The following is a 26086-nucleotide window of genomic DNA, read 5'->3' as shown; positions in this document are numbered from 1 at the left end:
TTTAAGGGTGATACTCTCTCGGATATCAGCCCTTGATGGCGTTGTTTTGTAAAGTACTTCGCGGGCGCTTTATTCGCCTTTTAAAAGTTTAACTGATTAGTATAGCACAAGTCGTAGGTTTTGTCAAGAGCTGAACCGTCATTATGGATTATTTTGGCTAATATACAACAAAACCCCCTTATACAGGAGGTCTGTTTTTTGTCTTTAAATTATCCTAGGTCTCCGTCGCTACCTTCTCCCAATTTTTAATAAATTCTTTTGGATCTATCACGTTCTTGCTTGATAAAAACTTATACTCCCCATAAACATCTATAAGCGCCTGATCTTTAAATATCAAAGCCGCGGCTTTTGAGTGATCTTTAGAGAAAACAACATCAAAGTTATGCCCGGTGATTCGCATGAAATCATTATCTTCTGTGTAATCCCCACCCAAAAGTAACTTTTCTTCAACTGTCAGACCTTCTCCGCCATTGGTGATTAAATCTACAACTTCGCTTATACGTTGCATTGAATTTAAACTTTTATTTTGCAACACGCTATTTATCTCTCCTTGCATCTCCGGATGCGCCCACATTGAATTTTCCAGTTTATGTAATAAACCATCCATTATTCCGGCTTTATCATCCTGATAAAAATCAATAAATACCTTGTCCCACTCCGTATGCAAATGCCGGACATTATTTGTCACAATTTCTGATTCCGGCGCTATTGGCATCTCTGTCACTTTGAGTTTGGCCTCCGGCTTTGTTTCCGGCACAGGTGCAATTGATTTCTTTGTCACTTCAATTGGATGTACTCCCCCGCCCCTAACCTTACCGCCGGTAGCAACCTGTTTACCCTTCAACCCCCAATCCGGTTCGCGTATTTCTGTGGCTTTGTCTCCGCCGACCTTCCCGCTAGTTCTCATAGTTGGTTTTGTGTTCCAATCCGGTTCAAGTACCTGTGCAGCTGCTCTGGGTCTTAAATTTATCTCACCAACCGCCGCCTTGGCCGCACCGGTCTGATGATAAGCCACGCCCTCCGGCCAATTTATATATTGTTCAAAAGAAACTTTATTATATGTGTCTTTACTTAAACCAATAATCACATTTTTTAGTTGTTGGGCTTCGGCGCTTTTGCCAAGACCTTCTTTTCCCAACTCGGCCAGTCGGTCATAATATGGTTCAATATGTTTTAATCGGACCGCCAAATCAGTTTGATTTTTTATAATCCCCCTCTGTACATCGCTGTAATTGGTAAGCATGGATTGTTGTTTGCCGGTGAGAAGCCCGGATTCCACCTTAACACTTTCCGTTTTGACAGAGGACTCTTCATGCGCCAATTCAGCTTTGGGTTTATATGTTTCTTCATGCCAATACTGCTTCTTGGCCCCCTCAATCTCAAAATGCCCTTTCCCTTCTTCATCTATCCATGGCACCAGCTTGCCTCCGCCCTTATGAAACATCACCGGATGACTCACTGAACCATCTTTGTGAAAAACATAACCATGCCGTTTCATTTCGTTTACTATTTCCGTATGCCCCCATTTTACCTTCTGCGACTTGAAAAAATCTTCCAGCTTATGCGCCGCTTGTGACGGTCCTTTGGCTGTAACTTCCACGGCTTCCGTTTCTATGAGTTCCGGTCCGGCCACGAGTGCGGCTTTAGCTCCACCTTCAATAATCGGATTTTTTAATTTAAAGTTCAAGGCCTCGCCTGTTGTCGGCGCACCGGTGTTTATTCCCAAAGCCCGCAACCCTCGTCCGGCCGTGTTATCAAAGGCCTTATGCGCCGTATCTACCGGATGCGCATAAACTTGAATCATACGCTCGGCATTTTCAACCATACCATTACTCCAGCCGGCAGCCAGGCCTTGTTTGGAAATATTATCCAATAAATGATCAATTGACTTTTGCACGCCATCTCCGGCGGTAAAAGCAACGCCAAAAATACCAAAGCCCCTGGCCAAGGTTCCCAAAGCTTTCAAAACTCCCTGCACCCTTTCTTTGCCGGTTATATTTTCTTTCTTTTCTATTCCCATGCCCGCTAAACCCCTAAGAGTTTCTCTGGTGGCATTTACAATTAGATCTTTGGCAATAAATCTACCCTCCCCTTTCTCGCTGAAATCTTTTTCCTTTTTAAATTTCCGTCTGGCTTTCTGCATTCTCTCTGCCACGGCCAAACCGGCATAAACCCCGGCCCTCAAAAAGGCAATCGGCGTAATGGCCAAATCCAAAGCATCACTGGCGATTTTCCAGCCGGATACTTTGTTTACAACATAAGCCGCCAAAACTTCTTGAATCTTTTTTTCTCGTTTGACTTTTGCCACTTCAGTGGCGTCTTCTCTCTTTCTGGCAATCTCAAGCAGGCGTCTGTGCAAATCCCTTTTTTCTCCGCCGGAAATATATTCGGCACTGTTTATCTTTTCTTCAAGCTCTCTAACCTTGGCAACCAGTTCGGGACTTTCCTCCGGTTGGGCTGGTTCTGCTTCCGGCTGATTGGCTGGAGCCGCAGCTCTTTCCGCTTCAATTTTAGCAATTATTTCTTCCAACACACTTTTTATCGCTCGTTTTTCTTCTTTTGTCCCTTCAGCTCCTTTTATATGTTCATACAGATCGCCTTTTTTTCGCAGTGCCAAAAGAGCATCAGTATAAAATTTAACACCCAACACTTTACTAATGACTTTATACGCGGCATTTGCCACTTCAGGACCATAATCTTTAGCCACTTCTTTGGTGCGGCCTAATTTTTCTTTGATCCACCCCAAAAACCCTTTTTTGCGTTCAGGAACTTCTTCAATGTCTTCAACTTCCATCGGCGGTTCCGGTTGTTCTGCCCATTCATCGCCGATGCGTTCTTCTTCCGGCGGTTCTGCTGGTGTTGGAGCCGGTGTCGGCTCCGGCGCGGGTGCCGGCGTTGGTTCTGGTTCTGGAGCTGGGACTGTCTCGACTGGTTCAGTTTGTACTATTGGTTCTTCAGTCAGCGGATTTGTATATTTTTGTAATTTATCAAGATACGTAACTAAGGACGCAACTTCCTTTTTGATGTTTTTCAAAACTTCATCAATTTTTTGCTTTGCAATCTTACCCTGTTCAATCTTTTCCAACTCTTTTTCAACCCACTCTATATTATCCAGCACTAAATTCGATAATTGAGCATCATAAAATTCTTTTGCCCTGCCGCTTAAATTTTCAAATCCCGTTTTCAGCCAAGCTAAATCATCTTTAATGCCCTTTATTTTATCCATCAGGATTTCTTTCTGTCTATCAACAACCTTTTCCGGCCGGGCGTTAAGCACGCTCAAAAATTCGCCGCGTCTTTGATCTTTGCTGGAGAGAAGCTTTATTAAGCCGAGACATTCCTCCTTTTGTGCAACAAATAATCTCATTGTTTGTTTTTTTTCTGCACCTGTTTGATCATGTATCTGCTCTATAAGTTCTTTCATCGTTTCTATTCTCTTCAACAAACTTTCACCCGTATTACCTTCTGATTTTGCGTTCAACTCTTCGGCCTTATTTTCCAAATCTAAAATTATCTCCCGCAATGATTTTCTTTTTTGAGGAGACACTTCAACCGGCTCCGCCGGTTTAGGTTCTTCCGGCTCCACTTGTTCTTTTTCCGTGATCTCTTTTTCAGGCGCAGTCCCCTCCGCAATTCTTTCTTCAGCCACTTTTCTCCTGACTGAATCTTTTTTTGTATAACCGCCCTCAACAATCTTGCCCTCTTTTTTAGCGATAGTTCTCTTGACCGTTTCATCCTCTCTTTTTAAATTATCAATCTCAACCGCCAGATCGACCGCTCTATCAAACAATTTATCAATTTGTTTTTGATAGCTGCGCTTATCAATGTTTAAATTTTTAAATTCCAAAAGAATCGCAGTCAACTGCTCTTTTAGCTTTGTGACATCCTTGTTCTTGGCTTCCAATTCTTGCAAACGCTCTCCAATACCCCCAATCATCCGTTCAACCTGTTTCTGGCTTTTTTCCTTATTTTCTTTTGCCTGTTCTCCCCTCTTGGCCATATTTAATTAATTAAATGTATCAATTTTTTTTGAAACCATTTCCCTTTTTTTCTTATCAATCAATTTCTGCATTTCCAGGCGCAAGCCATTGCCTTCTTTGATTATTTTTTCTAACTCAAATAAAAGCCGGGTGTGCTTTTTTGATAATCTGTCCAAATCATCCTCAATTTGTGTATCCTCCTGCATAAATTTATTCTGGTTTTTTTGCGTCCAAGTCCTTTTCCAACTGGCTCAATTCTTTCAGGGCGTCTTTGTCCGCTTTTTGCATATCTTTATTAAAACCAGCTTCTATGGTTGTTAGCTTGGCCGACAAATCCTGATCTAAATTTCCGGTTTTTTGATTCAAATAAGCGGCTTCCAAAATTACCATCAATCTGTCAATTTGTTCTTCGGACATTTCCGGCAAAACTGTTAAGAGTGACTCTCTGGCTTCGTTAGGAAGATTAAGAGAAGCAATCAAAAACCCAAGCTTCTCGCCTTTTTTTTGGGCTTCTTCTTTTATTTGGTCTAAGTCCATAGAAATCTATTAATTCCCAAACAAATGTTTTTTATATCTCATCACCCACAAGCTGGAAATCAAAGCGCCGACTAAAAATCCAAGCACGAAGTTTAAAATAAAATTGGGACGGGCCGGCAGAACTGAAGCCAGAGGCGTGCTCACGGCTTTGATATCAACATCGCCGCCGACATACTGCCAACCCTCGCTGGACATCACCTGGGTGACGGCGCTGGATAAATTAACAGCGTCGTTTTGGCTGTTGCTGTAGGCCGTGATATTCATCAACCCGGTGCCGTAGACCATCGTGGCCACCACGTCTTTTGACCATTGCTTGCGCTGTTTGCGATCCGTTAAATTTAACCAGCGGCCTTTGTCAAAAGAAATGCCCGGATACTGCATTACCTTGTTATAAAAATCAGTGGTTTTTAAAACCTGCACCAAATTGGTGCCGATGGTTTCGGCTGATTTGGCCTGGGTATACGGATCCACGCCGGTGCGATTTTTAGAAATTATCAGAACCTGGCTGTTGGCGCTATACTGCCTGGGGAATAAAAAACTAACGCCGGCAGACGCCACGGCGATAACAACCCCCCACACGATTATGAGTTTATAGTGCTTGAGAAGAAGATGCCACATAAAATTAATTACTTAATTTCAAAAATTTTTGTTTCAAGGTTAATTGTTTTTCCGGCGCGCGAAACTTGCAGGCGAGCAGTTGAATTGTTGCTGACAGTATACCACAAATTGGCCGGGTCAGCAACGCGGCCGTTGATTGTTAAAATGATATCGCCTTTCTTCAAAACGCTCTCCGCGGATAAAACTCTGGTGACGCCAAATCCTTTCACGCTGGCGGATCCCACCACGATCGGCTGTTCGTCACTGTACCAACCCTCAACCCCGAGAGACGGATAGGAAACCAATTGCTGGCTTAAAACTCTTGCCAGCACCCTGGTTATGTAACTGCTTGGCAGTAAGGTACTGTCTTTTCTGATAAATCCGGCTACCCGGCCTTGAGCGTCTATAATAATACTGCCGGCTTGAAAATTGGTATCCAGCAGATAGGTTAAATAAGGGGCGCTGTCTAAATGAGGCAAACCATAATCGCCGGTTATTCCATATTTGACATAAGCGGGGTTCCAGTTATTGTTGTTAAACGCGAAAACTTCGTCATTCGCGGAAATTGAACTGCTGAAATTAACCACCTCAAACTGGCCGCCTTTTATTTTTAAATAAACAACACCGGAATATTTATCCAGCAGGCCATTTTCAAATTGATAGACCTGCCCGTTCTGCGTCAACACGGACATGCCTTTAAAATTTCCGTCATAATCCGGCAAATACATGGCTGCCCAGCCGTCTGAACCTACCATCACCGCCGAACCGAGCGGCTGTCTTAAATAATTGATACCGCTTAAACTGGCTTCGGATTTATACACAGCCACAATACGCAAAGAAATCTCATCGCGTATTCTGGTATCAAGCTGAATGCTTGATATGGCCGGACGGGTGTAAGAAGAAATCCAAATATCGCCGGCGCCGTAATTGGGCCAGATCCAGCCGACCATGATGGCCGCTCCGCACAAGCCGACAAAAACACAAAGCGCGACCATGCCCAATAACATTTTTATTCTCTGCCAGCGTTTATGGCTGGAAATGCTGGATGATTTTGGCGGCAAATGAGGAGGAAACATAATTTAACGCCATTTAACGGCAAAAATTAAAAAACTAATAAATAAAACCGCGTTGACTCCCAAAAACCAAAGCTGTTTTTTCCAATCTATCCCTTCCGGCGACATATTGAACCTGACCAAAAGCCACAAAATATACCAGCACCAAATTAAAACCAAACCGCTCACCAGGTATCCCATGGGTAATAATTGGACGATCCAAAGCAATTCCATCATCAGCACAAACCACAGCAAGATATTAAGCCAGAATTTTTTATCAAAAGGAAAACCGTATTCATTCCACCACCAGCCGGCCATAAAAGTCGCGGCCACGGATACGAGAAAAATCCAAAGCCAATTGGTTGTAATATATATCAGCTGAAAAGCGATGACTGCTTCCATGCCCACAAAAATTCCGGCCAGCCCCAGAACCGACATTATAAAACGCCAGCGCGTGTTGGGTTTCATAAACGGAGAGATGGCCACGTTGGAAGCCGGTATGAGCCAGAAACTGAAATAGTTAAATATTAAAAAACATGCCCCGACGAGCAGCCAAGCCAGTTGCCATTCTATAAAGAGAAGAAAAGACGCCATGCCCAAACTAAAAAAAACCAAAGACAACAAATGCCGCACTTTGCTGAATTCAGGCGGATAATACATTAGATACATGAGCAGTCCCCAAATCAGCAGGAGAACCAAAATCCAGATTCCTACCATCCACCAGGAAGTAACCAGCGATAGCCACCACAACATGCCAATGTTGATTATTCCATCAACCACGGCCACCAGTTTGGGATGAAGTGAAATAGTTTTACGCATAGAATATTTTATATGATTATATCACAAAAAGCGCCAAATTGCAATTCATGAGTTTTTATGGTAAAATTTTAACAATATGTCTTTAGCTGAAAACAAAAAAGCATTGTTTGATTATGAAATCCTGGAAAAATATCAGGCCGGTTTAGTGTTGTCCGGACAGGAAACAAAATCAGCCAAAGACGGCCAAATCAACTTAAAAGGAACGTATGTGACGTTTCACGGTAACGAGGCCTATGTCACAAATATGCATATTGCCAGATACAAACCGGCCGGTCCCCTGCTTGAATATGACCCGACTCGCAGCCGCAAATTATTACTGCGAAAAAAAGAAATCGCTTATTTACAAGAAAAATCTTTAGAAAAGGGCTTGACAATAGTGCCACTTTCGGTGTATATTAAAGGCCGTCTCGTGAAGATTGAGATAGCAGTAGCGCGCGGCAAACACAAATACGACAAACGCGAAGCTATCAAGAAAAAATATCTTAAACGAGAAATAGAAAAAGCCAAAAAGGGGGGTGCCGGGCTTTGATAGAAGCTTACGGCTAAACTGGCATACCGAGGCGGCTCCGGCCTCGTAAATAGTGGAGCAAAACTAATAAGTGCCAACTTATTATCAAAAGCTAAGGTTGCTGTCGCCAACATGTTTGGTGCCTTCAATTTAGCTCCGGCTTTAGCTTAATTGCTTTAGCCCATCGCTCCAGCTACACCCGGTAACTGAAAGCGGTGTCACTCACCGGGAGTAGTTTGGCTCTTTCTCCGCCTGGGGCCAAGCGAAATAAAGCACGGATAGTCAGCGCAATTTTAGTTCCCTTCTATCGCGCTGGCGAAACAACAAGGGACACTAAGTATGTAGAAGGTTTAGTCAAGGTTATCTAGACGCGAGTTCAACTCTCGCCACCTCCACCAAGCTATGCGCATTTCGCACAAAAAACACAAACCAGAACCGAAAAAGATTTTTTTTCATAACGAGGGCATCTCTGCTCCGGAAGTTTTGGTTTTGGATAACGCCGGCGGAAATTTAGGCGTAATGAAAACCGCCGAAGCCGTACGCATTGCCAGAGAACAAGAACTTGACCTGGTTTTAATAAATCCCAAAACCGAACCGCCGGTTGCCAGATTAATTGATTTCGGCCAATTCAGATATCAACAGGAAAAAGAAGAACGGCTAAAGGTGGCCCACGCCCATGTCACCGAAGTTAAAGGTGTGAGGTTGTCACTGCGCATCGGCGCGCACGATTTAGAAATCCGCAAAAATCAATCCATCAAATTTTTAAATGAAGGCGACAAAGTGAAGATTGAAATAATTCTGCGCGGCCGGGAAATGCAACAAAAGCCCATGGCCCGAACAGTTGTTGATAATTTTATAAAAGACGTAAACAGCACGCTCCCTGTGCGCTTAGACCAGGAAATTGAGGTGCAATTTAATAAAGTAACCGCGATTATCGCGAAAAAATAATATGCCAAAATTAAAAACACACAAGGCCCTGTCAAAAAGATTCCAAATCACCAAGACCGGAAAAATTTTAAAACGCCGGGCCGGACAAAATCATTTTAATTCCAGAGACACCGGCAAGGCCGGCAGAAACAAAAAACGGGATTTAGTGATGAGCAAATCATGGAACAAAGTCATGGAAATAAATTTACCAAACTAAATTATTTTATTTATATAAGCGCGACTGTTATATGACAAGAATTAAGGGTGGCATGCTCCACGCCAAACGCAGACGCGGAATCCTCAAACATACCAAGGGCTTTCGCTGGGGCAGAAAATCAAAAATCAAATTAGCCAAGGTGGCCAAATACAAAGCCGGTCAATATGCTTTTACCGACCGCAAATTAAAAAAGCGCATTAACCGCGGTTTGTGGCAACTGCGCATCAACGCCGCTATACGCGAATACGGCTTGAGCTACAGCAAGTTTATCGGCAACTTAAAGAAAAAAGGTATTGTTATAGACAGAAAGGTGTTGTCCATACTGGCGGCTGATCATCCGGCTATTTTCGCTAAAATTGCCGAAGCGGCCAAATAGTCCACAGCGGTTGCTCTTGACAAATTCTGAAAAAAAGGTATAATAGGCATATAAAATTGATAAATTCCAGATAAGGTCCCGAGAATGTTTGGTATCTGGAGGAAACGTACCCTCCTTCGCTTCCTTCCTTTTACCAAACATTGTCGGGATCTTTTTTTGTTAAAAAAATTGTTTAAAAAAATGGGCGCCGGGGAGAGCAAGCTCAATCCCTCGGCGCCATGACTGGCCTCCTACTTCTTTTTTACCTGGCCGGCTTACCTGGCCGGCTTCTTGTCCCTCGGCCACGGCCCGTGCGGCATGGTTATGTCGTACGGACCAGCGGATGTCGGCACAGCATCTTCCCCGTCTGAAGGCGGTTCCTTCAGAATCGGCACATGGGGCACGCCCCGAAGCGTTTCCACTTGCTGGCGATGACCGCCCGTGAGTTCAACGATTTCCTCCTGCTCCACCACGACCTTGGTCCTGGCCGTATTGGGCGGCCAGACGAACATGGGCCGGTCGTGCCCGGACTCCAGCTGACCTTCCAACAGACAGACATCAGCGAAGTCCATCGTCTCACCCTTGAGTTCCATGACTCTGCGGATGATGTAAGCGAACGGGATCTCGTAGGGCGGAGACAGGAGCAATGCCAACTCCTGATTTCTTTCCGTCTCGGTCATCTCAAAGACCGGCCGGCGACCTTCACCATAGGTCTCTATGCAGCTGGGGCACCAGCGGAGGATGAACTGTCTGCCCTTGCCGCCACCGCAGATATGGCATCTGCGGGCGAAAGCGAAATCCATGCCTGGCGCCATGGCTGGCCTCCTACTGCTTGTCCTGCTTGTCCCTCGGCCACTTCCCGAACTTCAGGGTGATCTCGCGCATGCTGGCCGTCGGAACGGCGTCCTCCTTCTTCTTCTCCTCCTCCTGCCGCTTGCGGAACAGGACGAAGGCGTTCCAAGCCAGCGGAAACGAGATCTTCACGCCCAGGTGCTTGTCCATCATAGCGATGAGCTCCTCGGGCGACATGATGATGTGGATCTGCTTGAGGAACTTCATCGCCGTCAGCTCCAACTGATCTGCATCTTCCTCCGACTGTGGGAGAAGCCCGACTGTCACACTACGATTGTAATTGTCTCTCATGACCCTTGCCTCCTCGTAAAAGTGGCTTGATCCGCGGCTTTTTGCCGACGGATCGGTTGTTGTTTTCGCAACATAGAACATTACCACTTGCTTTTTTAAAAGTCAATGTTATAATGATTATATAAACTCCTACTAAAATGGTATAATATTTAACTACATTTAACTGCAAACTATGACCATAAAAATTCTAGGTTTCGGCCATCCGGATTATCAGAAGCTGGAAGACAATGTTAAATACGCGCTTAGACAGCTTAACAAAGACGTTCCTGTTGAAAAGGTCTCAAAGATCAGCGAGATTATGTACTACAACGTGCGCGGAGTTCCGGCACTGGTGGTAAACGACCGCATCGTCGGCTATGGCAACATGCTCTGGGAAGGAATTAAAAAAATATTGTCCAACGCAAAATAAAAATTTTAATTAAAAAAAGAAGCGCCCAGGAGACCTGTAAAAACGGTCTCTGCGGGCGCACTCGGAAAAAGGGCAACGAAACGAACTACCTGCTGTCTCCCGGGATGATGGTGGTGATGACAGCACCGCCGTCAGCCGCATCATCCACGTGAACCGCGGTGAGCGGTCCGCTCACCCCAACCGGAAACGGCTGGGAGTTGGAGCCGTAGCGTCGCGTGCCATCAGAAGGAACTTCGGGCGGCACGGTTTCGGGTACCCCGCCGTCGTCAGCGACGAAGGAGTGGGTATCTTGTGTTACCGTCGGCCCCGTCTCTCCCATACTGAACATCGGCTGGTCCACGAAGCGCTCAAAGGAGGCCTCCATGGACAACATCTGCTCGAGATCAACCGGCCTGCCGATCAGCTGGTTGAGCCGCGGGATCAGAACGTTGAGCGGCATCTCCAGCGGGGGCGACAGGAGGCGTTTGATTTCCTCGCCCGGCTGGGTCGTTCCGATCTGACCGGTGGCAACGGCCGAAATGGCCTTGTTGGTGCAATTCGGGCACCAACGGGTAACGCTCCGCTTGCCACAGAGGTGGCAATTACGCGCAAAGGTCAGATCAACCCTCTTCATTCCGTCCGTCTTCTCGATCATCGCAATACCTCCTTAAAGTTGCAAACCGCGAACATGCCGCGGTTGGTTGCCAACCTTGGTAACTTCACAAGATAACATATAACCGGGCGGTAGTCAAGAAGTTACAGCGAGATTGACAAAAAATCAAAAAAATGGGATAAATAATCCGGTTTAAATCTCTACAAAGGAGGCAGTGATGACAACCCAAGAGATTCTTGAGGAAGTGAAGAACCACTTCCGTGCCATGCACATGCAGCACCTGGAGGAGGTGCGGGAGATCACCCAAGGGGTGTTGGTCGCGCGGAGCCTCGGACTGGAGTTCTTCTTCTACTTCAACACGGCCCTGGCGCAGTACAACATGGGCCCCGGTTACGAGGAATCCTATGCTGAAAGGCACGAACACATGGCCGAAGGGTACCCGAGAGGATGCGGACATCGCGGGGAGTTCTGCATGTTCCATCCCTATCCCCAACTGGGGATTGACAACTGGGAGAAGGCCATCCTTTTGGCCAAACGCCACTTGCGGCAGATTGACCAGCGCACTCCGCTGATGTGGTATGACATCCCGGTTGTGATCTACAAGTGCTGACCTCGCACCTTCCCCATGTTCCCGTCTGTCGTCAGGCGGGGCTTTTTTTAAAAGAAAATCAAGCTAAAATTTTTATAGATTTTAGAAGTAAAAAGAAGTTGAATCTAAAGAATTTGCGGGAGAAAGTGGAGCCAAATCAGGTAATCTTAACACCGAAATTCTTCCCCCCAAAAGACCGTCAAGAGCCACAACATCAAAAATTTTAAATTGCAAAATACCCGGAGTGATTGTAGGTGCGGCATCGGCGCGCAACTGTAGACTTTTATATTGACCTTTGGGGATCGTTAGGTCAACATTAAAAGCAAAAGAAGATGTTATGGTTGATTTACTTCCCAAAACAACCCCGTCTGACATTAAACGAATATTGCGGATATTATTAATTGTTAGTGGGGTAGAGCTGGAAAAAGTATTAAATGAGATGGTTTTTATAAGCACATCAACGGTGGATGTTGCGTTAAAAGTTGAAGTGGCATTAAAAGTGAAACCAAAGAGTTCTATATTGGTCAGAGCTGTCGGGAAGCTCGTCCAATTCTGAAAGCCGTCGGTACGTTTTATTGTTAGCGCAACTTCTCCCGGTGATCTCGGCTCGCCTGATGGGTTAGAACTTTTGTAAAGATAAAAAACCAATGTTCCTAATATGATTAAAATTAAAAGCCAAAACCAATATCCTTTTTTCATATATATTGGAAATTAAAATTAACTGATTATAGTATACCGCAACCATATAAATTAAGGTAGCCCTTGCGGGTTACCTTAATTTGCGGGGTGCATGGGACGAAGTGGGAACTTGGCGGTTAAGTAAGTGTACATCCTTGACTAGGTAATAAGTCGATGTATACTTTACTCATATATTTACGAGAATTAACAAAAGAATAATTATGGTAACAAGAATAGCACAAAAATCTGATGACATTTTAAAAATTTTTGAGCAAAAATTAAAGTCAATGCAGGGACACTGCAATAAATACGACCAGGGCGAACGGGACTATGCACGTTATCTTGCACTCGACCTACGCATTTTATTGCATGATAGCAAGTTTTCCTATTCAGTTTTGGGTCAAATTGGCAAGAAAGATACCAATTTTTTTGATACGAGTTATAGTCCTCCAGATAAAGTGTTGATTAGCCCTTTTTGCAGTCTTTATGGTGTGCCGGCTGGAGGGGCGAATCCTTCATATGTTCCCTGGTTAGATCAGAATCCTAATGACTCTAGAAGGTTAGTACCCTTCTCAGAATGGTGGAATCAAATTGTAATAAAGGATGGCTACAGTAAAGAATTTACGAGAAAAGACTTGATTCTCTTTGTTGCTGACCAAGGTGGTGGTGCTCATGTAGATCCTCTATTAGATGAAGCGTATGCGAAGTTGGCGCATGAAAATTCATTAGGGTGGACATCTTACGATAATCAGAATCCGCGGTCTCCAGTAGGTGATGCCGATTTAGCAGCCATACGGCAAATAACCCACGAGGTGTTAAAAACTTTGATCCCTAATTATCCCTCACTAAAAATGCAAATACCGGCTGGAGTTATCGGTGTTATTGGTCCAATATGGCTAGGCAAAAAGCCATCGGAACCTTCTACAAAATCTGGTTCCAAAAAAAAGATTGGTCGCAATGATCCTTGTTGGTGTGGTGCGAAAAAAAATGATGGCAAACCAAAAAAATTTAAAAAATGTCATGGTGCTTAAAAGAGCCCGATCATTTCATGATCAGGGCTCCTCAAATGAAGGACTTTAATACCTTGCGGGGTGCATGGGACGAAGTGGGAACTTTTGTCACTCAATCTTTGACATTACTTTTACTAAGTGATACTCTATAAGATCTTTTCAAGCAGGAGGGGAAAGATGAACAAACTGATCATCTTGACCGGACCTTCCGGTTCTGGAAAATCCGAAGTTGCAAAGCTGCTCATTTCACATCTCGAAGGGTATGCGAGTCACAACATCGGCGATGCTCTGGCTCACTGCCTGGGTATCAACCCTTCAAACCGAGCGCAACGTCTCACAATCGGACCGGCGTTTCTCGCCAAATACAGCGAGCGGGGCTACGTGGATGTCTTGTGTGAACTTGCACAGCCACGTCGTATCCTGGATGGTGTCCGACTCCTTGTCGGTCTGAAAGCTTTGCGGGAATTGTTTCCGGACTTGCTCCATATTCACAAATTGGGGCAGATCCAAACATCCCCAAGGCAATACGACGTTGAAGCGCTCCGAGTGGTCGCCGACCTGAAACTGCCATGGTTCAGTAATATCGCAAAACTAGATGAAATCATCCGGCTGCAGGTTGTGCCACTCGTGGAATAGCCCGCCATGTCTTCGTACGTTCGGCGGGTTTTTTAATTATTTTGCGGAACCAACGGGACGCTATTATAACTTTTTTTAGCGAAATGTGCGGGGTTTATATACCTAAATTGGCTTAATCCCCTGCTTATTTTTAGTGTAAACAAAAACAACCCATCTTATGAGTTGCTTTTGACAGAACTGCGAGTGTTTTGCTGTTCCACCATGCGTATCGTGGTCTCGCCCGCCTGCGTCGCTCGACATCGCTCTGGTGTCCGCTTCTCTTCGGCAGCCACTGGAAAACTATTCAGACTTAATGAGTCTTTCGGGTTTGATAAACCACCCAACCCGCTGGGGATAATTCTTGTCTTGCCGATATTCCTGCAACTCTAGAAGTTCCATGCCGTATTTTGGATCTATCAAATCCTTTGTGAACACCAAAAGATAGTCCTCCATAGTGCGCCAGCAATTATCAAACAGTACCGCAGCGTTGTCGGGAGTTAAGTAGGGATTCAACTCCTCGATTTTAGCCTCGGGTTTTCCTGATGTATGTTCAATAAGAACATTCCTAACGTCAGTCATCCTTTTTAGCCAAATGCGATCTTCTCGAAACACATTAATAAAGTCAGAGTGTATGCTCGGGTAACTAATAACGAAATTCGTAAGTCCGTTTTTAAATTTTGAGTCGTCTTTGAACAAGAATCCGATTGGATATCCCATTTTCAAAACTACACCCTGAAAACGATCCTTGAAGGCTATAATTAGATTACCAAATACATTTTTTACGGTCTTTATTTTTTTGAGTTCCGGCACCTTGAGGTCGTTCCATTCTGTGCGCAATGTCCGTAGATCGCTGAATGCTGGCACTAATCCATCAAATATGACAGCGAAGAGGTCTTTTCCAACATTCCGCCAATCAATATCGGTCTTCCTCATACCAAAATCCTTAAGTACATGGTCGTGGAGGTGAATTAAGCGGGCCATAAATATTTCGCCCATGCCAACATCCGTAAAAAGTTTTACGGAAAGTTTATCTTGCATGTTTGCCTTAAAAAACATATGACCGTCTCGTAACTAAGGTAAAAATCTAAACACGACCTCAGGGACTACAACAACCACACCAAAATACATAATAAAATCACCCAAGCTATAAACACCCTTACCAACCTGAAACCTGTCTGCCAGCCAGGCTAATTTTGTGCTTCTGTCCAATTTACAAAATCTGCGTGATGGCTGCCTCCTCTTTGCCTCAGCCAGTTGCCGCCGACTTAGATTCAAAACAGGCATACGAAGCTTGTTGTAATCAATTACATATAAGTTTGCCAATCCACCCAGTACCATAAGCAATAAACCCAATGCCGCCAAATAAAAATGAAGTCTAAACAAAATCAATGACAAGAAAAATATAATCACGGATACGGTGAATAATTCTACGGTCTCCTTTGAAATTAATTGTTTTTGTTCCAAAGTGGCTAAAATACTCATATTTATAAACTTTTATACACAAGGTAATCAAATTCACTGAACATTACAAATATTATCTGATCAAATGAATCAGGGTATTGGCTAGTATAATCGGAAACACATTCCATTGCAATTTTTGCTGCCATATCCTTTGGATACCGAAATGCGCCTGTAGAGATAGCTGGGAAAGCCACGGTCCGTAAATTATTTTTCTTCGCAACTTCTAAACTGTTAATGTAGCAATCCTGCAAGATTTTCTTTTCCAGACCACCCTCAAAACCATACGCTGGACCAACAGTATGGATCACGTATTTGGCAGGTAAATTATAGCCCTTAGTAATTTTTGCCTCACCTTTTTTGCATCCTCCCAAAGTCTCACATTCTTCTTTTAACTCCGGACCAGCAACGTAATGAATTACCCCATCAACACCACCACCTCCCAAAAGTGTCTCATTGGCAGCGTTAATTATTGCATCCACACTTAGTGTTGTAATATCACCTTCAATTATTTTAATATCTACCATACCAAAGTTTACTTTTTTACTTTTATTGTTTAGCCAAGCGTTAATTTAGGATATTTAACTGAGACATATCCATTTTCTTCATGTCTAAGGATTAACTTTGGTTTCTTATGAAGCACGCCTTGGTTTTCTCTTATTATAAAGAGATAAAAATATGGGCGTCCGTTTTCTCTAGGGATAATCCGTGCTTTGAGCTTACCTTCCCGGAGCAATTGTCTTACTGCAGAAGAATCCAGATCATAATAATGTTCTAATTCCCATATTTTGTACCAGGTATCTTTATAACAGAGCGAACCGGGAATTATATGTTTATTAATAGCGCGTTGACAGATCATACATTTAATTCCAAATTTGTCATACCAGCACGAATCTCCAGAAACACTTGTTCCACAAATTCCGCAATTATAAGTCCCATCATTCAAATGAAATCCCTTTGGTTCATACTTCAGTCGCCTTTTTCTCTCTACTTCTTCTTCGTCTATTTTTAACAGCACTTCAACAAGCCCTACAAGATTACCTATCGCCATTTCCGCTTCTCCACTAGAAATCTCCTTGTGATATTTTTCAGCGTACAGCTTTTTAAAATCCTGGATTGTTTGCTCAGATATTGACATTTGTCCTTATCTTTAAAATTTTGTCTACATATTTTACAGTTTCTGCCAGTTTATATCTAACTAACGAGTTTGGTATCCTTAACGTGATATAACCTTTTTCAAGTGAATAAAATGTTCGTTCCAAATCCCTCAAAGCAGAACTAGCTCTGTAATTATGATATGACCCATCAATTTCTATGTTAGTTTTAGCAGGCACAACAGCAATATCAATATGTTTGTGCCCGTCCCATTTTTCTAATTCAGAATTATAACCAAGTTTTGTAAGTTCCTCATTTAATTTTTTAGCCTCTAGGGTAGGCTGATGACGTAATTTTGAAACAGACTCATCTTTATAAAAAAATCTATAATATATTTCTTCCACTACTATTTTTAATACCAACAATATCAAGACGAACTCAATTAGCGGAAAGAATGCTTTTAATAACGGCCAAACTTGAACCATACAATATTTATTAAATTTTAAATATTTCCGGCAATTAGATCGTTTTCAAACATAACTATACCCTCGAGCGATTGTTCATATTTGCTTACATCTGGAAAATCTAAACGCTGTATCTTTTTATACACCGCAATAATTATTTTTTTCAATCTTTCAACATCTTCATCCGTGATATCGTATGGTAGAACCACTATTTCATTATCCATTGTTGGCGTTAGAAATTCCAGACACCCCCTATGTACTGTATACTTTGAATAATCACGTGAGCCTTCTATCAATAATTTATAAAACATCAACTGTCTTTTATAACTGTATAATTGAATTTTTTTATATATATCCTTTCCATCCCAGTCTCGGTGATATTTTCCTGTTTTAAAATCGTAAACTTCTAGTAACTTTTCTTCTTCATTAGGTATTATTTTATCTATTTTTCCGGTAATTTGGGCTTTATCTATCATAACGTGCTGTAATTTGAAGTCAGTTTCTATCCAATGAGAAACATCAAAATGTTTTATAGCAACATCAAAGTATACTTTCCAAGCATCTTTCCCCTTTTCTAAATATTTGGTTAAATCTAATTCGCTCATCGCTTCTTTTTCCATTTTTTCACTTAACATTAAATCAACCTCCTGAAGTGTGGGTAAGAAATTTTTTTCTTTCAAGTACGCATATATAGACTCCGTAGTTTTATGCATTGCTGTTCCATATGCCATGGAAGCGCTTTTTGCTTGCGGAAAATGAAGAAAATTTTGTTCAAAAAAATAGTAAGGCCCTCCCTTGGTTACATCGAGAAAGTTATTTAAATGAGTTACACTCATTGCATATTCATCTATCAGAGGTTGTAAAACAGGCCTTTCATCTGTCGCGATTGGCCCAAGCGTTGGAAATACATTGTTTTCTAATGTTGCAATCGTATCCGATAGAGTAGTTTCTTGATGATGTGCAAGAATATTGTGTTTAAAATCTTTAAAAAGATTTGGTTCTAAGAACGGAACTTGTAAGGCATCCTTTCCGTTTTCCTCTCTAGTGTAACTAGTAACATATAAATGGTGTTTAGCGCGTGTAAGCGCAACAAAAAATATACGTAAATAATCATCAAAAGTGTCACCAGATGAATCAATTGGTAAATTTTTAGGAAATGCAATCAAGTCTGCCCCTTGTGACTTTGCCCATATATTATTTTGGCAGTTAATCACAAAGACAGTATCAAATTCAAGCCCTTTTGCTTTATGTGCCACCAAAAGCGTAACAGCTTCTGTTCCACTTAAATAAGGGCTTGTATCTGTAATAGGAAGACAATTTTTTTGATATACATCTACACAGTCTAGTAAATCTGATATACGTGGTGCTTTGCTCTTGGCACAGTAAGAACGGACGGTGTTTATAAAAGTATTTAGGCTTGATAGGAATTGTAGATATTTGCGCGGATCAGTTTCAAATCTCTCTTTACTAAAATAAAACTGTCTAAATGGTGATGAAAAAAAATCTTTATTTTCTGGTGGACCTATCATTATATCAATCAATGAATCCATCGAGCTTGTATCTGCCTGGGTTGCTAAATCAATAAGCCATTTAGCTACAGACTGAAGCTTAACGTTATGATTTTCTAGCATCGTACTAATCCAATTTTTCTGATTCTTGTGTGCCTCAATTGATAATTCCCATAATGTTTGACGTTCCAAATCAAAAAATGGAAACGATAAAACTCTCGGTAACAAGTCATCTTGATAGTTAATATTTTTAGTAGCAATTGACTGGATTAATCGCGCCAATAAAATAAGTTGTTGAATGTGCGATTCTTCTAAAACGTTCCGCTGCCTTTCATATCTTATTGGGATCACCTTTGATTGAAGGTAACGTGCAATTATTTCTAGGTGCTTATGGTTCCTTGCAATCACAGCTATATCGTTTGGATTGACTCCATGTTCAATTTTTTCCTGAATTTCATGTGCTACATATGCATATTCATGTAACGCAGTATCGAACGTGTGGGCAATAATTTCCCCATCAGGAATATTTGGATTAACCGCTTCTAATTTCTTTTCTATTTCTTTAAAGCGCGTAGATAGTCTATCCTCCCCTTGTGATATAACCAATTGTGCAAAATCAACAATTGCAGGAGTTGACCGATAGTTCTTAACCAGAGTAATTAATTTGGTATCCGGATATCTTTTTTTGAATTGCAAAATGTTATTTATATCCGCACCTTGAAATTTATAAACAGACTGATCATCATCACCCACGACCATAATATTGGGCCTGCCTTCATTAACCGGATTATCAACTAAAAGATGAATAATGCTCATTTGAGCATCATTTGTATCTTGAAATTCATCAACCAAAATATATTGATACTGTTCTTGAAGTTGTGCGAGAATACCTTTTTTCTTTTTCAGTACATTAATAACATCAATAATCATGTCATTAAAATCAATATAACCCGCGGTGGCCAAGGCTGATTGATATTTATTGTATATTTGTGCAAGTGTCTGGTTTCTTTTTAGTTGGTGTGTATCCTTAAGGTGCAACTCTTTTGAATCCGAATCTCTCTTAAGCCATTCTTCTTTCCATACGGTTAAAGGTTTTGTACAATTTTCTTCAACTGCTTTTTCATAAGCCGACGTAAGAGATGAAATTATCAATTCTTTATAATCAAGAAAACTTGTGTGCTGAATATCACCAGGTTGTAAAACAATTGAATTTATTTCTGTTAATAAATCTGGAATTTTCTCTCGCACGCTTTTCGACATGCGCTCTTCAAAAAAAGGAATTATAATTTTTTCAATTGTTGTATAACTAATTTCATTTATTTTTAATATTTTTGCATACTCTTCAGGAGTAATACCGGCTTTTTTTAATTTGTCAATTCTATCTCTTATACTTTTGATGTACAAGTAAGTACCATCGGGTCCTTTTGTACTAAAGGCATCTGAAAGTGGTATTGTCTCTAAAATATCAGATAGAGTTTCGATCTGAATTATTTCATCCGCAGAGTTCATTTGTTGATAGTTATAAAAATCTTCTCGGAATCTGTGCATTATACTAAGTGCAAAACTGTGGAAAGTGTAAATTGCTACTTTATGTGCATTAATACCTATAAGTCCAGATAAACGTTCCATCATGTTTTTTGCTGCTGAATCGGTAAACGTAAGGCATAAAATATTTGTGGGATATACATCGCTATTTTTTAAGATGTTTGCTACACGTAAACTTAAAAGCTCTGTTTTACCAGATCCTGGACCAGCAATAACTAAAACAGGACCATCGATAGTATCAACAGCAAGTCTTTGTTCTTTGTTTAGATCTTTATAACGCGATTCAAATGACATATTGAGAAATAAAGTATTTTTGTACTTGTAATTAAGCAGGTAAACTTCAGTACCTCTGGTATCCTTTATATTTAGGGGCTTCCACAAGTTTAGATTCTGCTGTCGTCTGTAAAAATTTATTAAAATTAAAACTCTCTAAAAGTTCCACATCTTGAATTCTATCCACTCTAAAGGTACGAATATCACGTGCAAGGTGACAGTAAGCTACAACATAAGTATTATTGAGAGAATAGGGGTCAATCATTCTCCACGAACCCTTATAGCGAATTTTTATCGACCTGTGGTTTTTAAATGCCTCCACTAACATAGCACTATGATCAACCTTTTGGACCATAGCTTCCTTTTTTAAGGCAAGTGCCAGATCAAATCTTTTACGTGCCGCAGTGTAGGTCGTTAATTGTTCTTCATTAAATTTATGTTTAATGCTCTCCAAATAACTTAGTTTTTCATTCGCACTATCGGTCCCTGTAGCGTATTTCTCTGGGTGCTCTGAAAAATTTAAAAGTTTATTAATATCACTTTTTGGCGATTCACTCTTTAATTCCACCCCTTTCCAATTGAATGTCGGCACATACTCACGTCGTGACATATGTGTTTTACACTTCAAACAAAATCTACCGATGCCTGTGACAAGCGATTTATCTTTAAAATCCGATATGGGCTTTACTTCTCCACACTGAGGACATTCTTTAGCGGCACCACTGTGCAAGTCAAGAATCGTATTCTGTATATTATTTATTATCTCGTGGTTTGAAGTTTTTTTTTTACTATATTTTGTATTCTTGAATCAAGAGTTGTTATAGGATCTTCACCCAGATTAAATTTGTTTATCCTTATAAATTTATAACCGTAACCCTCAAGAACATGTTGCCGATACACATCTTCAGGCGAATAATATTCTTGATAATTTCCCCCATTAACCACTTCCATTGAACGTCCAAAATGTTCAAGGAAACCATCATACTCAATAATAATCTTGTGTTGAAATCCATCATTATCGTTATACACTAATAAAAAATCAACTCTATAATTTGGATGTTTATAACTATTATCAAGTTGTTTCAAATATTTGCCCAACTCAAACTGTGGAATTATTTCAGCGGTTCCTTTGTTTTCTTCCCAAAATTTTGTTTGATAAAACCAATTAAGCACGAGGGGTTCCATTTCAGAATTATTATCTACTGCACTTGAATCAAACTCTTTTTGACCTTCAACCAAAGTATTTTTGTAATGCTGGAGAAATTCTTTCACCGTTCCTGTGTACTGATCTATAGGTTTACTGAGGACGAAGTGCATACACTCCTTAGCACGACTTAAACCGACATTAAGACGCTGAGCCTTAATTTTACCCTCATCATCGTCCAGATCGATATTTTCAAGGTTAGTGGAAAAGACATAATTCAATTTATCATCTGCCTTGGTAGCTACCATCGAATATAAAACAATGTCCATTTCTTCTCCCTGACATGTATCAAAGGTCATTATTTTGAGTTTTAATACATCAAAAAAATAATCTGCTTCCGGCAAGCTGCTTATCTTTTCATATAATAACCCTTGCTGGTTAGTGTGGGGTGTAATAATACCCACCGAACAACTTTTTCCCTGTTCCTTAAGTGTTTTCAGTTCGGAAATAATAAAATTAATTTCAGGTACATTTGTATTCTTGATAGCTTCTTCTAACCCGTCATGTTCAACTTGTGAAAATTTGATTACAGAACTAATCGGTACGCCACGAACTTTCATGACCTGTAGACTATTTTTGTAGAAGAATTTATTTGAATAGGAAATAAGTTCTCTATATCCACGGAAATGTTTTTTAAGACTGGTGCGGTAGTTATTAATAAAACCTAAAAAATCGAGTATTGAAACTTTAATATTAAATTTTTCCAAACGGACTACCTTGTCTGTTTCATTGGAAATGGTTTTTAAAAATACGTCTTTCAAACCTGCAAGATGTTGTTGGTTTATATCTCCTCGTGCCAACGCTGATTTTACGTTACTAAATTGAAGATTGTCGCCAAGCACTACAATTTTTTTTGCTCTTAAGAGAGCCGGGAAGGCTTGGGCTATACTCACCTGTGATGCTTCATCAATTATAACCAAATCAAATATTTCCGGTACTAACGGTATGTATTCGGCATAATCACGAATGCCGGCCAAAATACAAGGAAAAGCATTTTTTAATTTGGAAAATTGTTCCTTAGGAAATTGCATCTTATTTTTAATCACTCGCCTAAGTGATTGTGCATCAGCTTTGTTATTGCTAGTGAAATCCACAAATCTTCCATCCATTAAATAAGTCATTTGCATTGTTACGATATTTTCAATTTGTTTTGTTGCATCCCTGTAATTCAAATCCTTAATGATATCAAAATCATATGTTAGTCCCTGGTGAAGAGTTATTAAACGAAGTAATTTCTCGAATTCAAGGTCCGATATCTCAGTAAGCTTATTTTCATACAAAGAATTGAAAGAAGTATTTTTGATTCCAGCAAGAAAGAAAGTTTTTTCATGAGTATCAGACGATCCCTTAATATATGCCATATCATCATTAATCTCCAAAAGAGTATCTACATATTCTTTGCACGTCTTTATCTCAATTATAAGTCTATCAAGATTACTTTTTTGGATAAGAACTTCAAGGTTTTTATTCTTTTCCAGGTCAATATTTAGGTCCAACAATTCCTTTTCTGAAGCCATCAGTTCACCCAACTCTTCATATAATGAGTTTATTTCAAAAATGGTCGCAATATTTTTTAATTCTTGAAGAGTTGCATCCTTTATGTCGCTTTTTAAATCTTCAATATTTTTTTCTACCTTCGATAAACTCTCAACTAATTTATGCAGACGATCTAATTGCTCATCTGAAAAAAATAGATCTTCTTTCTTTAAAAGAGATACTATAATATCCACACAGTCATCATACTCACAAGTAGGAACTTCCTTTTTCAATTCTAATATATATTTATAAATAGCCAGGATCGATTCAAGGTCCTTTAAATTTTTATGTGGATCTTCAAATTTTGATAAAGGAAATTTTTTTCGGAAATTCTGATTTAACTCATGAACCTCTTTACCTTTTCCTAAATAGCCAAATAAACCTCTTTTTAACTGTTTGGCTGAATCAATATACTGTTCCAAATCTACGGCATCCAACTCGGATGATTGCTTAAAAAAATTTAAAAGTGGTAAAGTGTCTTTTGCAAAGTACTTAACTTTGACCAACATTTCTTTCAATTTCAAGGTATACTGTGTTACATCTTTTAAAACAGCCAAACTATTAAATTTATTTTTTTGAATGCCAATAAGATCTGTGTATTTCTTATTTTTCGTGAGGATATCAACTATTTCAAAAACATCTTCAAGACCCCCAATCAATTTTTCTACATTAGGTTTGTTCTCTTGTACAATTTTTTGATAAGAAATCAGAAGCTTAACTTCTAGAAACTGTGGATTATCAGTAACAAGTTCTCTTATATCCTCAAGTGCGGAAATAATTGATTCTAAGTTCGTTGAACTTTCTTCATTAAGCTCTTTTTTGAAGTTAAAATTAAATGATATTTTCTTATTTGTATTAATTTGCTTTTTTAAATTTAGGAGAATGCTCCGAATTTTTGTGAGTTCAACTACTGAATCAGGGTTATTAATAGCTTCATCAATATCAATACAAAATCCGTTTTCATCAAAATGTTGTTTTAATGAGACTAACTCATTTACATCTGCAAGGGATATCTTCTTGTAAGCCCCAATTTGTTTTTCTACTCCGTTTCTTAAAGCAGTAATCGCAATATCAATCTGCTCATTGAGATTTGGATATTTACTCTTTACCACGCGGAACTGTTCTGTTATTCCATCAATTGAAGACTGCGTAAGTAATTGGTTATATGTATTACCAGTTTTTCCCAATCTTAAAAGAGGGTTCTGAAATTTTTCATCAACCCGCACTTTGTTGAGGGTATTAATAATATTTTTCTCCACAACGTCTAGAGCTTCTTTTTTGTCAGAAAGAACTAAGACGGAGTTTCCTTTAAGAATTGTATCAAACACAATTGCTGTTATAGTATGGCTTTTACCTGTTCCTGGGGGACCCTCGACAAGCACGTATTTAGACTGATTATTATTGATGGCTGAGAGAATCTGTTGTTGTTCACTATTAAGAGGAATAGGACTTTTACAAACCAGACGTTCACCCACGCTTTTTCCATCCCACTCGTCTGCAATAGGTATCTGAATAGACACGGGATTCTTATTAATAAAATCTTCTATCAGTATTTTAAAACCATTCATTAAAGGGCTACCTTCAGGTGCATTTAATATGTCCTCATAATCATTTAGTAAAGCCTCATCAGATTTATCGAAAAGAGCCACATACACATTTGTACTTAAAGATATATATAAATTCTTGCTGGTCTGTATATCTGGCTTTGCTACAAAAATATTCTCTTCGAGGCCAAAAAAATTGGTTATTTCCGTAATTGTTTGTTGCAAAATAAGATTAAGGTCATCTGTATGATCAGCAAGATAAATTATTCTATCATCTATCGTCTGAAGAGAACCTTTCCTATCACGTTCACGATTATATTCCTGTACAATGTAAGCGAGTGCTTTCTTGTTTATATATATTTGTGAATCGAATACTATAGAAAATTCATCACTTTTTCGTTCGATCGAAAAAGGTATATAAAAAATTGGATACTTGTTTTTTTGATAACTAATGTCATAAAAATAAAAATAAAATTCTTTCTTGTCTTCAATCTTATAATTCTGATATAACTCATGTAAATCATTAAATAAATCAGAAACTTTAAACATGTCAAAAAACTTGGTTAAACTAGTACGAACTTCTTCAAGATCAAGTACATCCTTGAGAAGATTTTTTATACTTGTTTTCTCTCCGCTCAATAACTGTTTAAGCCCCTCTGAAACAACATCTTTAATTTTATTTTTTAAAATATCCGTAAGTTCTTCCTCTATTTGGAATATTGCATTCTCGTCGGCAAGCTTAGTATTCTGCAGTGATTTTTCAATACTTTTCACCAAGTCCAACACAATACGTCGTTTGAAGACCCTGTCTGCGTCTTCCATAACCGAATTAAACGCCTGCAAGTAATCATCCTTGTATTTGAGGGCGGACTGATGAACCGCCTCATCAATTTCCTTCGTTAGATTTAAAATTTCAGCATTAGAAACTTTATTCACCTGCTTTTTTATTAAGTCAAGCAGTGATTTAGGTATATCTGCCTTGTATACGCCTTTTTGAACTGAATTCAAAACATCACTATTGAAACAGTTATTTACGAGTTTATAAGCCACTTTATAAAAACTCGGATACTTGTTCAGATTAACACCAGTAAGTAAACCTTTTTCATTATGAAGTTCAATATTCCTACGTGGTAATTTTCTTTTATGAAAGTCCGTCTCGAGAAAATCCATAAAATAATTACCAACCGCCTTTATGAAGCGGGGTATGGATTCAACAATTTGTATCCTGGATATATTCTTATTCATAATTATTTATCATACAGTATTTCTTGACTTAGAGGAATTTTACAAACTTATTTATAAAATTAAGGGATACTTCATTAAGTATTATCTTTTGATACAAAAAATAACACACCCCTAACAACACCAACTGACTATATTTTACGCTCAAAGACTATTCTTGACAAGTTAACTAAATTACACCAGCAAAGG

At 39.9% G+C, this 26086-nt stretch carries 26 protein-coding genes and 1 other RNA gene; 9 read left to right on the top strand and 18 right to left on the bottom strand.

What is annotated here, in order from left to right:
- Nucleotides 1-214: 214 nt before the first annotated feature.
- From WC526_02460 to WC526_02435, 6 genes are read right to left on the bottom strand one after another with little or no spacing between them, the layout of a single operon-like run.
- Nucleotides 215-4000 (bottom strand): hypothetical protein, encoded by a 3786-nt coding sequence (locus WC526_02460; GenBank protein ID MFA5061981.1) that lies wholly within the window; start codon nt 3998-4000, stop codon nt 215-217.
- 6 nt (nt 4001-4006) lie between these two features.
- Complete coding sequence (locus WC526_02455; GenBank protein MFA5061980.1) at nt 4007-4186, bottom strand: hypothetical protein; 180 nt, start codon at nt 4184-4186, stop codon at nt 4007-4009.
- A 4-nt stretch (nt 4187-4190) separates the two neighbouring features.
- Nucleotides 4191-4517, bottom strand: coding sequence for a hypothetical protein (locus WC526_02450; GenBank protein MFA5061979.1), 327 nt, complete (start codon nt 4515-4517; stop codon nt 4191-4193).
- Nucleotides 4518-4526: 9 nt separating this feature from the next.
- Nucleotides 4527-5135: a Wzz/FepE/Etk N-terminal domain-containing protein gene (locus WC526_02445; protein ID MFA5061978.1), complete on the bottom strand. Its 609-nt coding sequence runs from the start codon at nt 5133-5135 to the stop codon at nt 4527-4529.
- Between the two features lie 8 nt (nt 5136-5143).
- A complete protein-coding gene (locus WC526_02440; protein ID MFA5061977.1) occupies nt 5144-6190 on the bottom strand; it encodes a hypothetical protein in 1047 nt (348 codons plus the stop codon).
- A 3-nt stretch (nt 6191-6193) separates the two neighbouring features.
- Entirely contained in the window at nt 6194-6985 is a 792-nt protein-coding gene (locus WC526_02435; GenBank protein MFA5061976.1) for a hypothetical protein, read from the bottom strand.
- 76 nt (nt 6986-7061) lie between these two features.
- Here WC526_02435 and smpB point away from each other — a divergent pair, with 76 nt between their 5' ends.
- The 5 genes from smpB (at nt 7062) to rplT (ending at nt 9013) form a co-directional block, all read left to right on the top strand.
- Nucleotides 7062-7514: an SsrA-binding protein SmpB gene (gene smpB, locus WC526_02430; GenBank protein ID MFA5061975.1), complete on the top strand. Its 453-nt coding sequence runs from the start codon at nt 7062-7064 to the stop codon at nt 7512-7514.
- Nucleotides 7497-7891: a transfer-messenger RNA gene (gene ssrA / locus WC526_02425) on the top strand. Before smpB ends, ssrA begins: the two co-directional genes overlap by 18 nt.
- Nucleotides 7892-7895: 4 nt before the next feature.
- On the top strand, nt 7896-8441 hold the full coding sequence (gene infC / locus WC526_02420; protein ID MFA5061974.1) for a translation initiation factor IF-3: 546 nt from the start codon (nt 7896-7898) through the stop codon (nt 8439-8441).
- Nucleotide 8442: 1 nt separating this feature from the next.
- Nucleotides 8443-8637 carry a 50S ribosomal protein L35 gene (gene rpmI, locus WC526_02415; protein ID MFA5061973.1) on the top strand — a complete coding sequence of 65 codons (195 nt, stop codon included), beginning with the start codon at nt 8443-8445 and terminating at the stop codon, nt 8635-8637.
- Between the two features lie 31 nt (nt 8638-8668).
- Nucleotides 8669-9013 carry a 50S ribosomal protein L20 gene (gene rplT, locus WC526_02410; GenBank protein MFA5061972.1) on the top strand — a complete coding sequence of 115 codons (345 nt, stop codon included), beginning with the start codon at nt 8669-8671 and terminating at the stop codon, nt 9011-9013.
- 254 nt (nt 9014-9267) lie between these two features.
- Here rplT and WC526_02405 read toward each other — a convergent pair whose 3' ends face one another.
- The gene (locus tag WC526_02405; protein ID MFA5061971.1) at nt 9268-9807 is read right to left on the bottom strand and encodes a hypothetical protein; all 540 of its coding nucleotides are present in this window, start codon (nt 9805-9807) and stop codon (nt 9268-9270) included.
- 10 nt (nt 9808-9817) lie between these two features.
- Nucleotides 9818-10216: a hypothetical protein gene (locus WC526_02400; protein MFA5061970.1), complete on the bottom strand. Its 399-nt coding sequence runs from the start codon at nt 10214-10216 to the stop codon at nt 9818-9820.
- Nucleotides 10217-10307: 91 nt separating this feature from the next.
- Here WC526_02400 and WC526_02395 point away from each other — a divergent pair, with 91 nt between their 5' ends.
- Entirely contained in the window at nt 10308-10544 is a 237-nt protein-coding gene (locus WC526_02395) for a thioredoxin family protein (protein ID MFA5061969.1), read from the top strand.
- 85 nt (nt 10545-10629) lie between these two features.
- On the opposite strand, the gene WC526_02390 is transcribed toward WC526_02395, so the two are convergent.
- Nucleotides 10630-11178, bottom strand: coding sequence for a hypothetical protein (locus WC526_02390; protein ID MFA5061968.1), 549 nt, complete (start codon nt 11176-11178; stop codon nt 10630-10632).
- 175 nt (nt 11179-11353) lie between these two features.
- On the opposite strand from WC526_02390, the gene WC526_02385 reads away from it, so the two are divergent.
- Nucleotides 11354-11746, top strand: a complete 393-nt coding sequence (locus WC526_02385; GenBank protein ID MFA5061967.1) for a hypothetical protein — start codon at nt 11354-11356, stop codon at nt 11744-11746.
- 81 nt (nt 11747-11827) lie between these two features.
- On the opposite strand, the gene WC526_02380 is transcribed toward WC526_02385, so the two are convergent.
- Nucleotides 11828-12424 carry a hypothetical protein gene (locus WC526_02380; GenBank protein MFA5061966.1) on the bottom strand — a complete coding sequence of 199 codons (597 nt, stop codon included), beginning with the start codon at nt 12422-12424 and terminating at the stop codon, nt 11828-11830.
- A 200-nt stretch (nt 12425-12624) separates the two neighbouring features.
- On the opposite strand from WC526_02380, the gene WC526_02375 reads away from it, so the two are divergent.
- Nucleotides 12625-13434, top strand: coding sequence for a hypothetical protein (locus tag WC526_02375; protein MFA5061965.1), 810 nt, complete (start codon nt 12625-12627; stop codon nt 13432-13434).
- A gap of 156 nt (nt 13435-13590) precedes the next feature.
- A complete protein-coding gene (locus WC526_02370) occupies nt 13591-14049 on the top strand; it encodes a hypothetical protein (protein ID MFA5061964.1) in 459 nt (152 codons plus the stop codon).
- 279 nt (nt 14050-14328) lie between these two features.
- Here WC526_02370 and WC526_02365 read toward each other — a convergent pair whose 3' ends face one another.
- The 8 genes from WC526_02365 to WC526_02330 form a co-directional block, all read right to left on the bottom strand.
- The gene (locus WC526_02365; protein MFA5061963.1) at nt 14329-15084 is read right to left on the bottom strand and encodes a hypothetical protein; all 756 of its coding nucleotides are present in this window, start codon (nt 15082-15084) and stop codon (nt 14329-14331) included.
- Between the two features lie 15 nt (nt 15085-15099).
- Nucleotides 15100-15510, bottom strand: a complete 411-nt coding sequence (locus WC526_02360; GenBank protein MFA5061962.1) for a DUF5317 family protein — start codon at nt 15508-15510, stop codon at nt 15100-15102.
- A 2-nt stretch (nt 15511-15512) separates the two neighbouring features.
- Complete coding sequence (locus WC526_02355; GenBank protein ID MFA5061961.1) at nt 15513-16013, bottom strand: macro domain-containing protein; 501 nt, start codon at nt 16011-16013, stop codon at nt 15513-15515.
- A 29-nt stretch (nt 16014-16042) separates the two neighbouring features.
- On the bottom strand, nt 16043-16624 hold the full coding sequence (locus WC526_02350) for a hypothetical protein (GenBank protein MFA5061960.1): 582 nt from the start codon (nt 16622-16624) through the stop codon (nt 16043-16045).
- The gene (locus tag WC526_02345) at nt 16611-17066 is read right to left on the bottom strand and encodes a DUF559 domain-containing protein (protein ID MFA5061959.1); all 456 of its coding nucleotides are present in this window, start codon (nt 17064-17066) and stop codon (nt 16611-16613) included. The genes WC526_02350 and WC526_02345 overlap by 14 nt, the downstream gene beginning before the upstream one ends.
- Before the next feature lie 17 nt (nt 17067-17083).
- Nucleotides 17084-20392, bottom strand: coding sequence for an ATP-dependent DNA helicase (locus tag WC526_02340; GenBank protein ID MFA5061958.1), 3309 nt, complete (start codon nt 20390-20392; stop codon nt 17084-17086).
- Nucleotides 20393-20438: 46 nt separating this feature from the next.
- Nucleotides 20439-20981 carry a WYL domain-containing protein gene (locus tag WC526_02335; GenBank protein MFA5061957.1) on the bottom strand — a complete coding sequence of 181 codons (543 nt, stop codon included), beginning with the start codon at nt 20979-20981 and terminating at the stop codon, nt 20439-20441.
- A 149-nt stretch (nt 20982-21130) separates the two neighbouring features.
- Nucleotides 21131-25900 (bottom strand): AAA domain-containing protein, encoded by a 4770-nt coding sequence (locus WC526_02330; GenBank protein ID MFA5061956.1) that lies wholly within the window; start codon nt 25898-25900, stop codon nt 21131-21133.
- Between the last annotated feature and the right edge of the window lie 186 nt (nt 25901-26086).

It is taken from the genome of Patescibacteria group bacterium (assembly GCA_041649475.1).
Lineage (GTDB): Bacteria > Patescibacteriota > Patescibacteriia > Magasanikbacterales > GWA2-37-8 > JBAZNA01.
The sequence above is the reverse complement of the archived record's forward strand: the minus strand, read 5'-3'. Positions and strand labels throughout refer to the sequence as shown.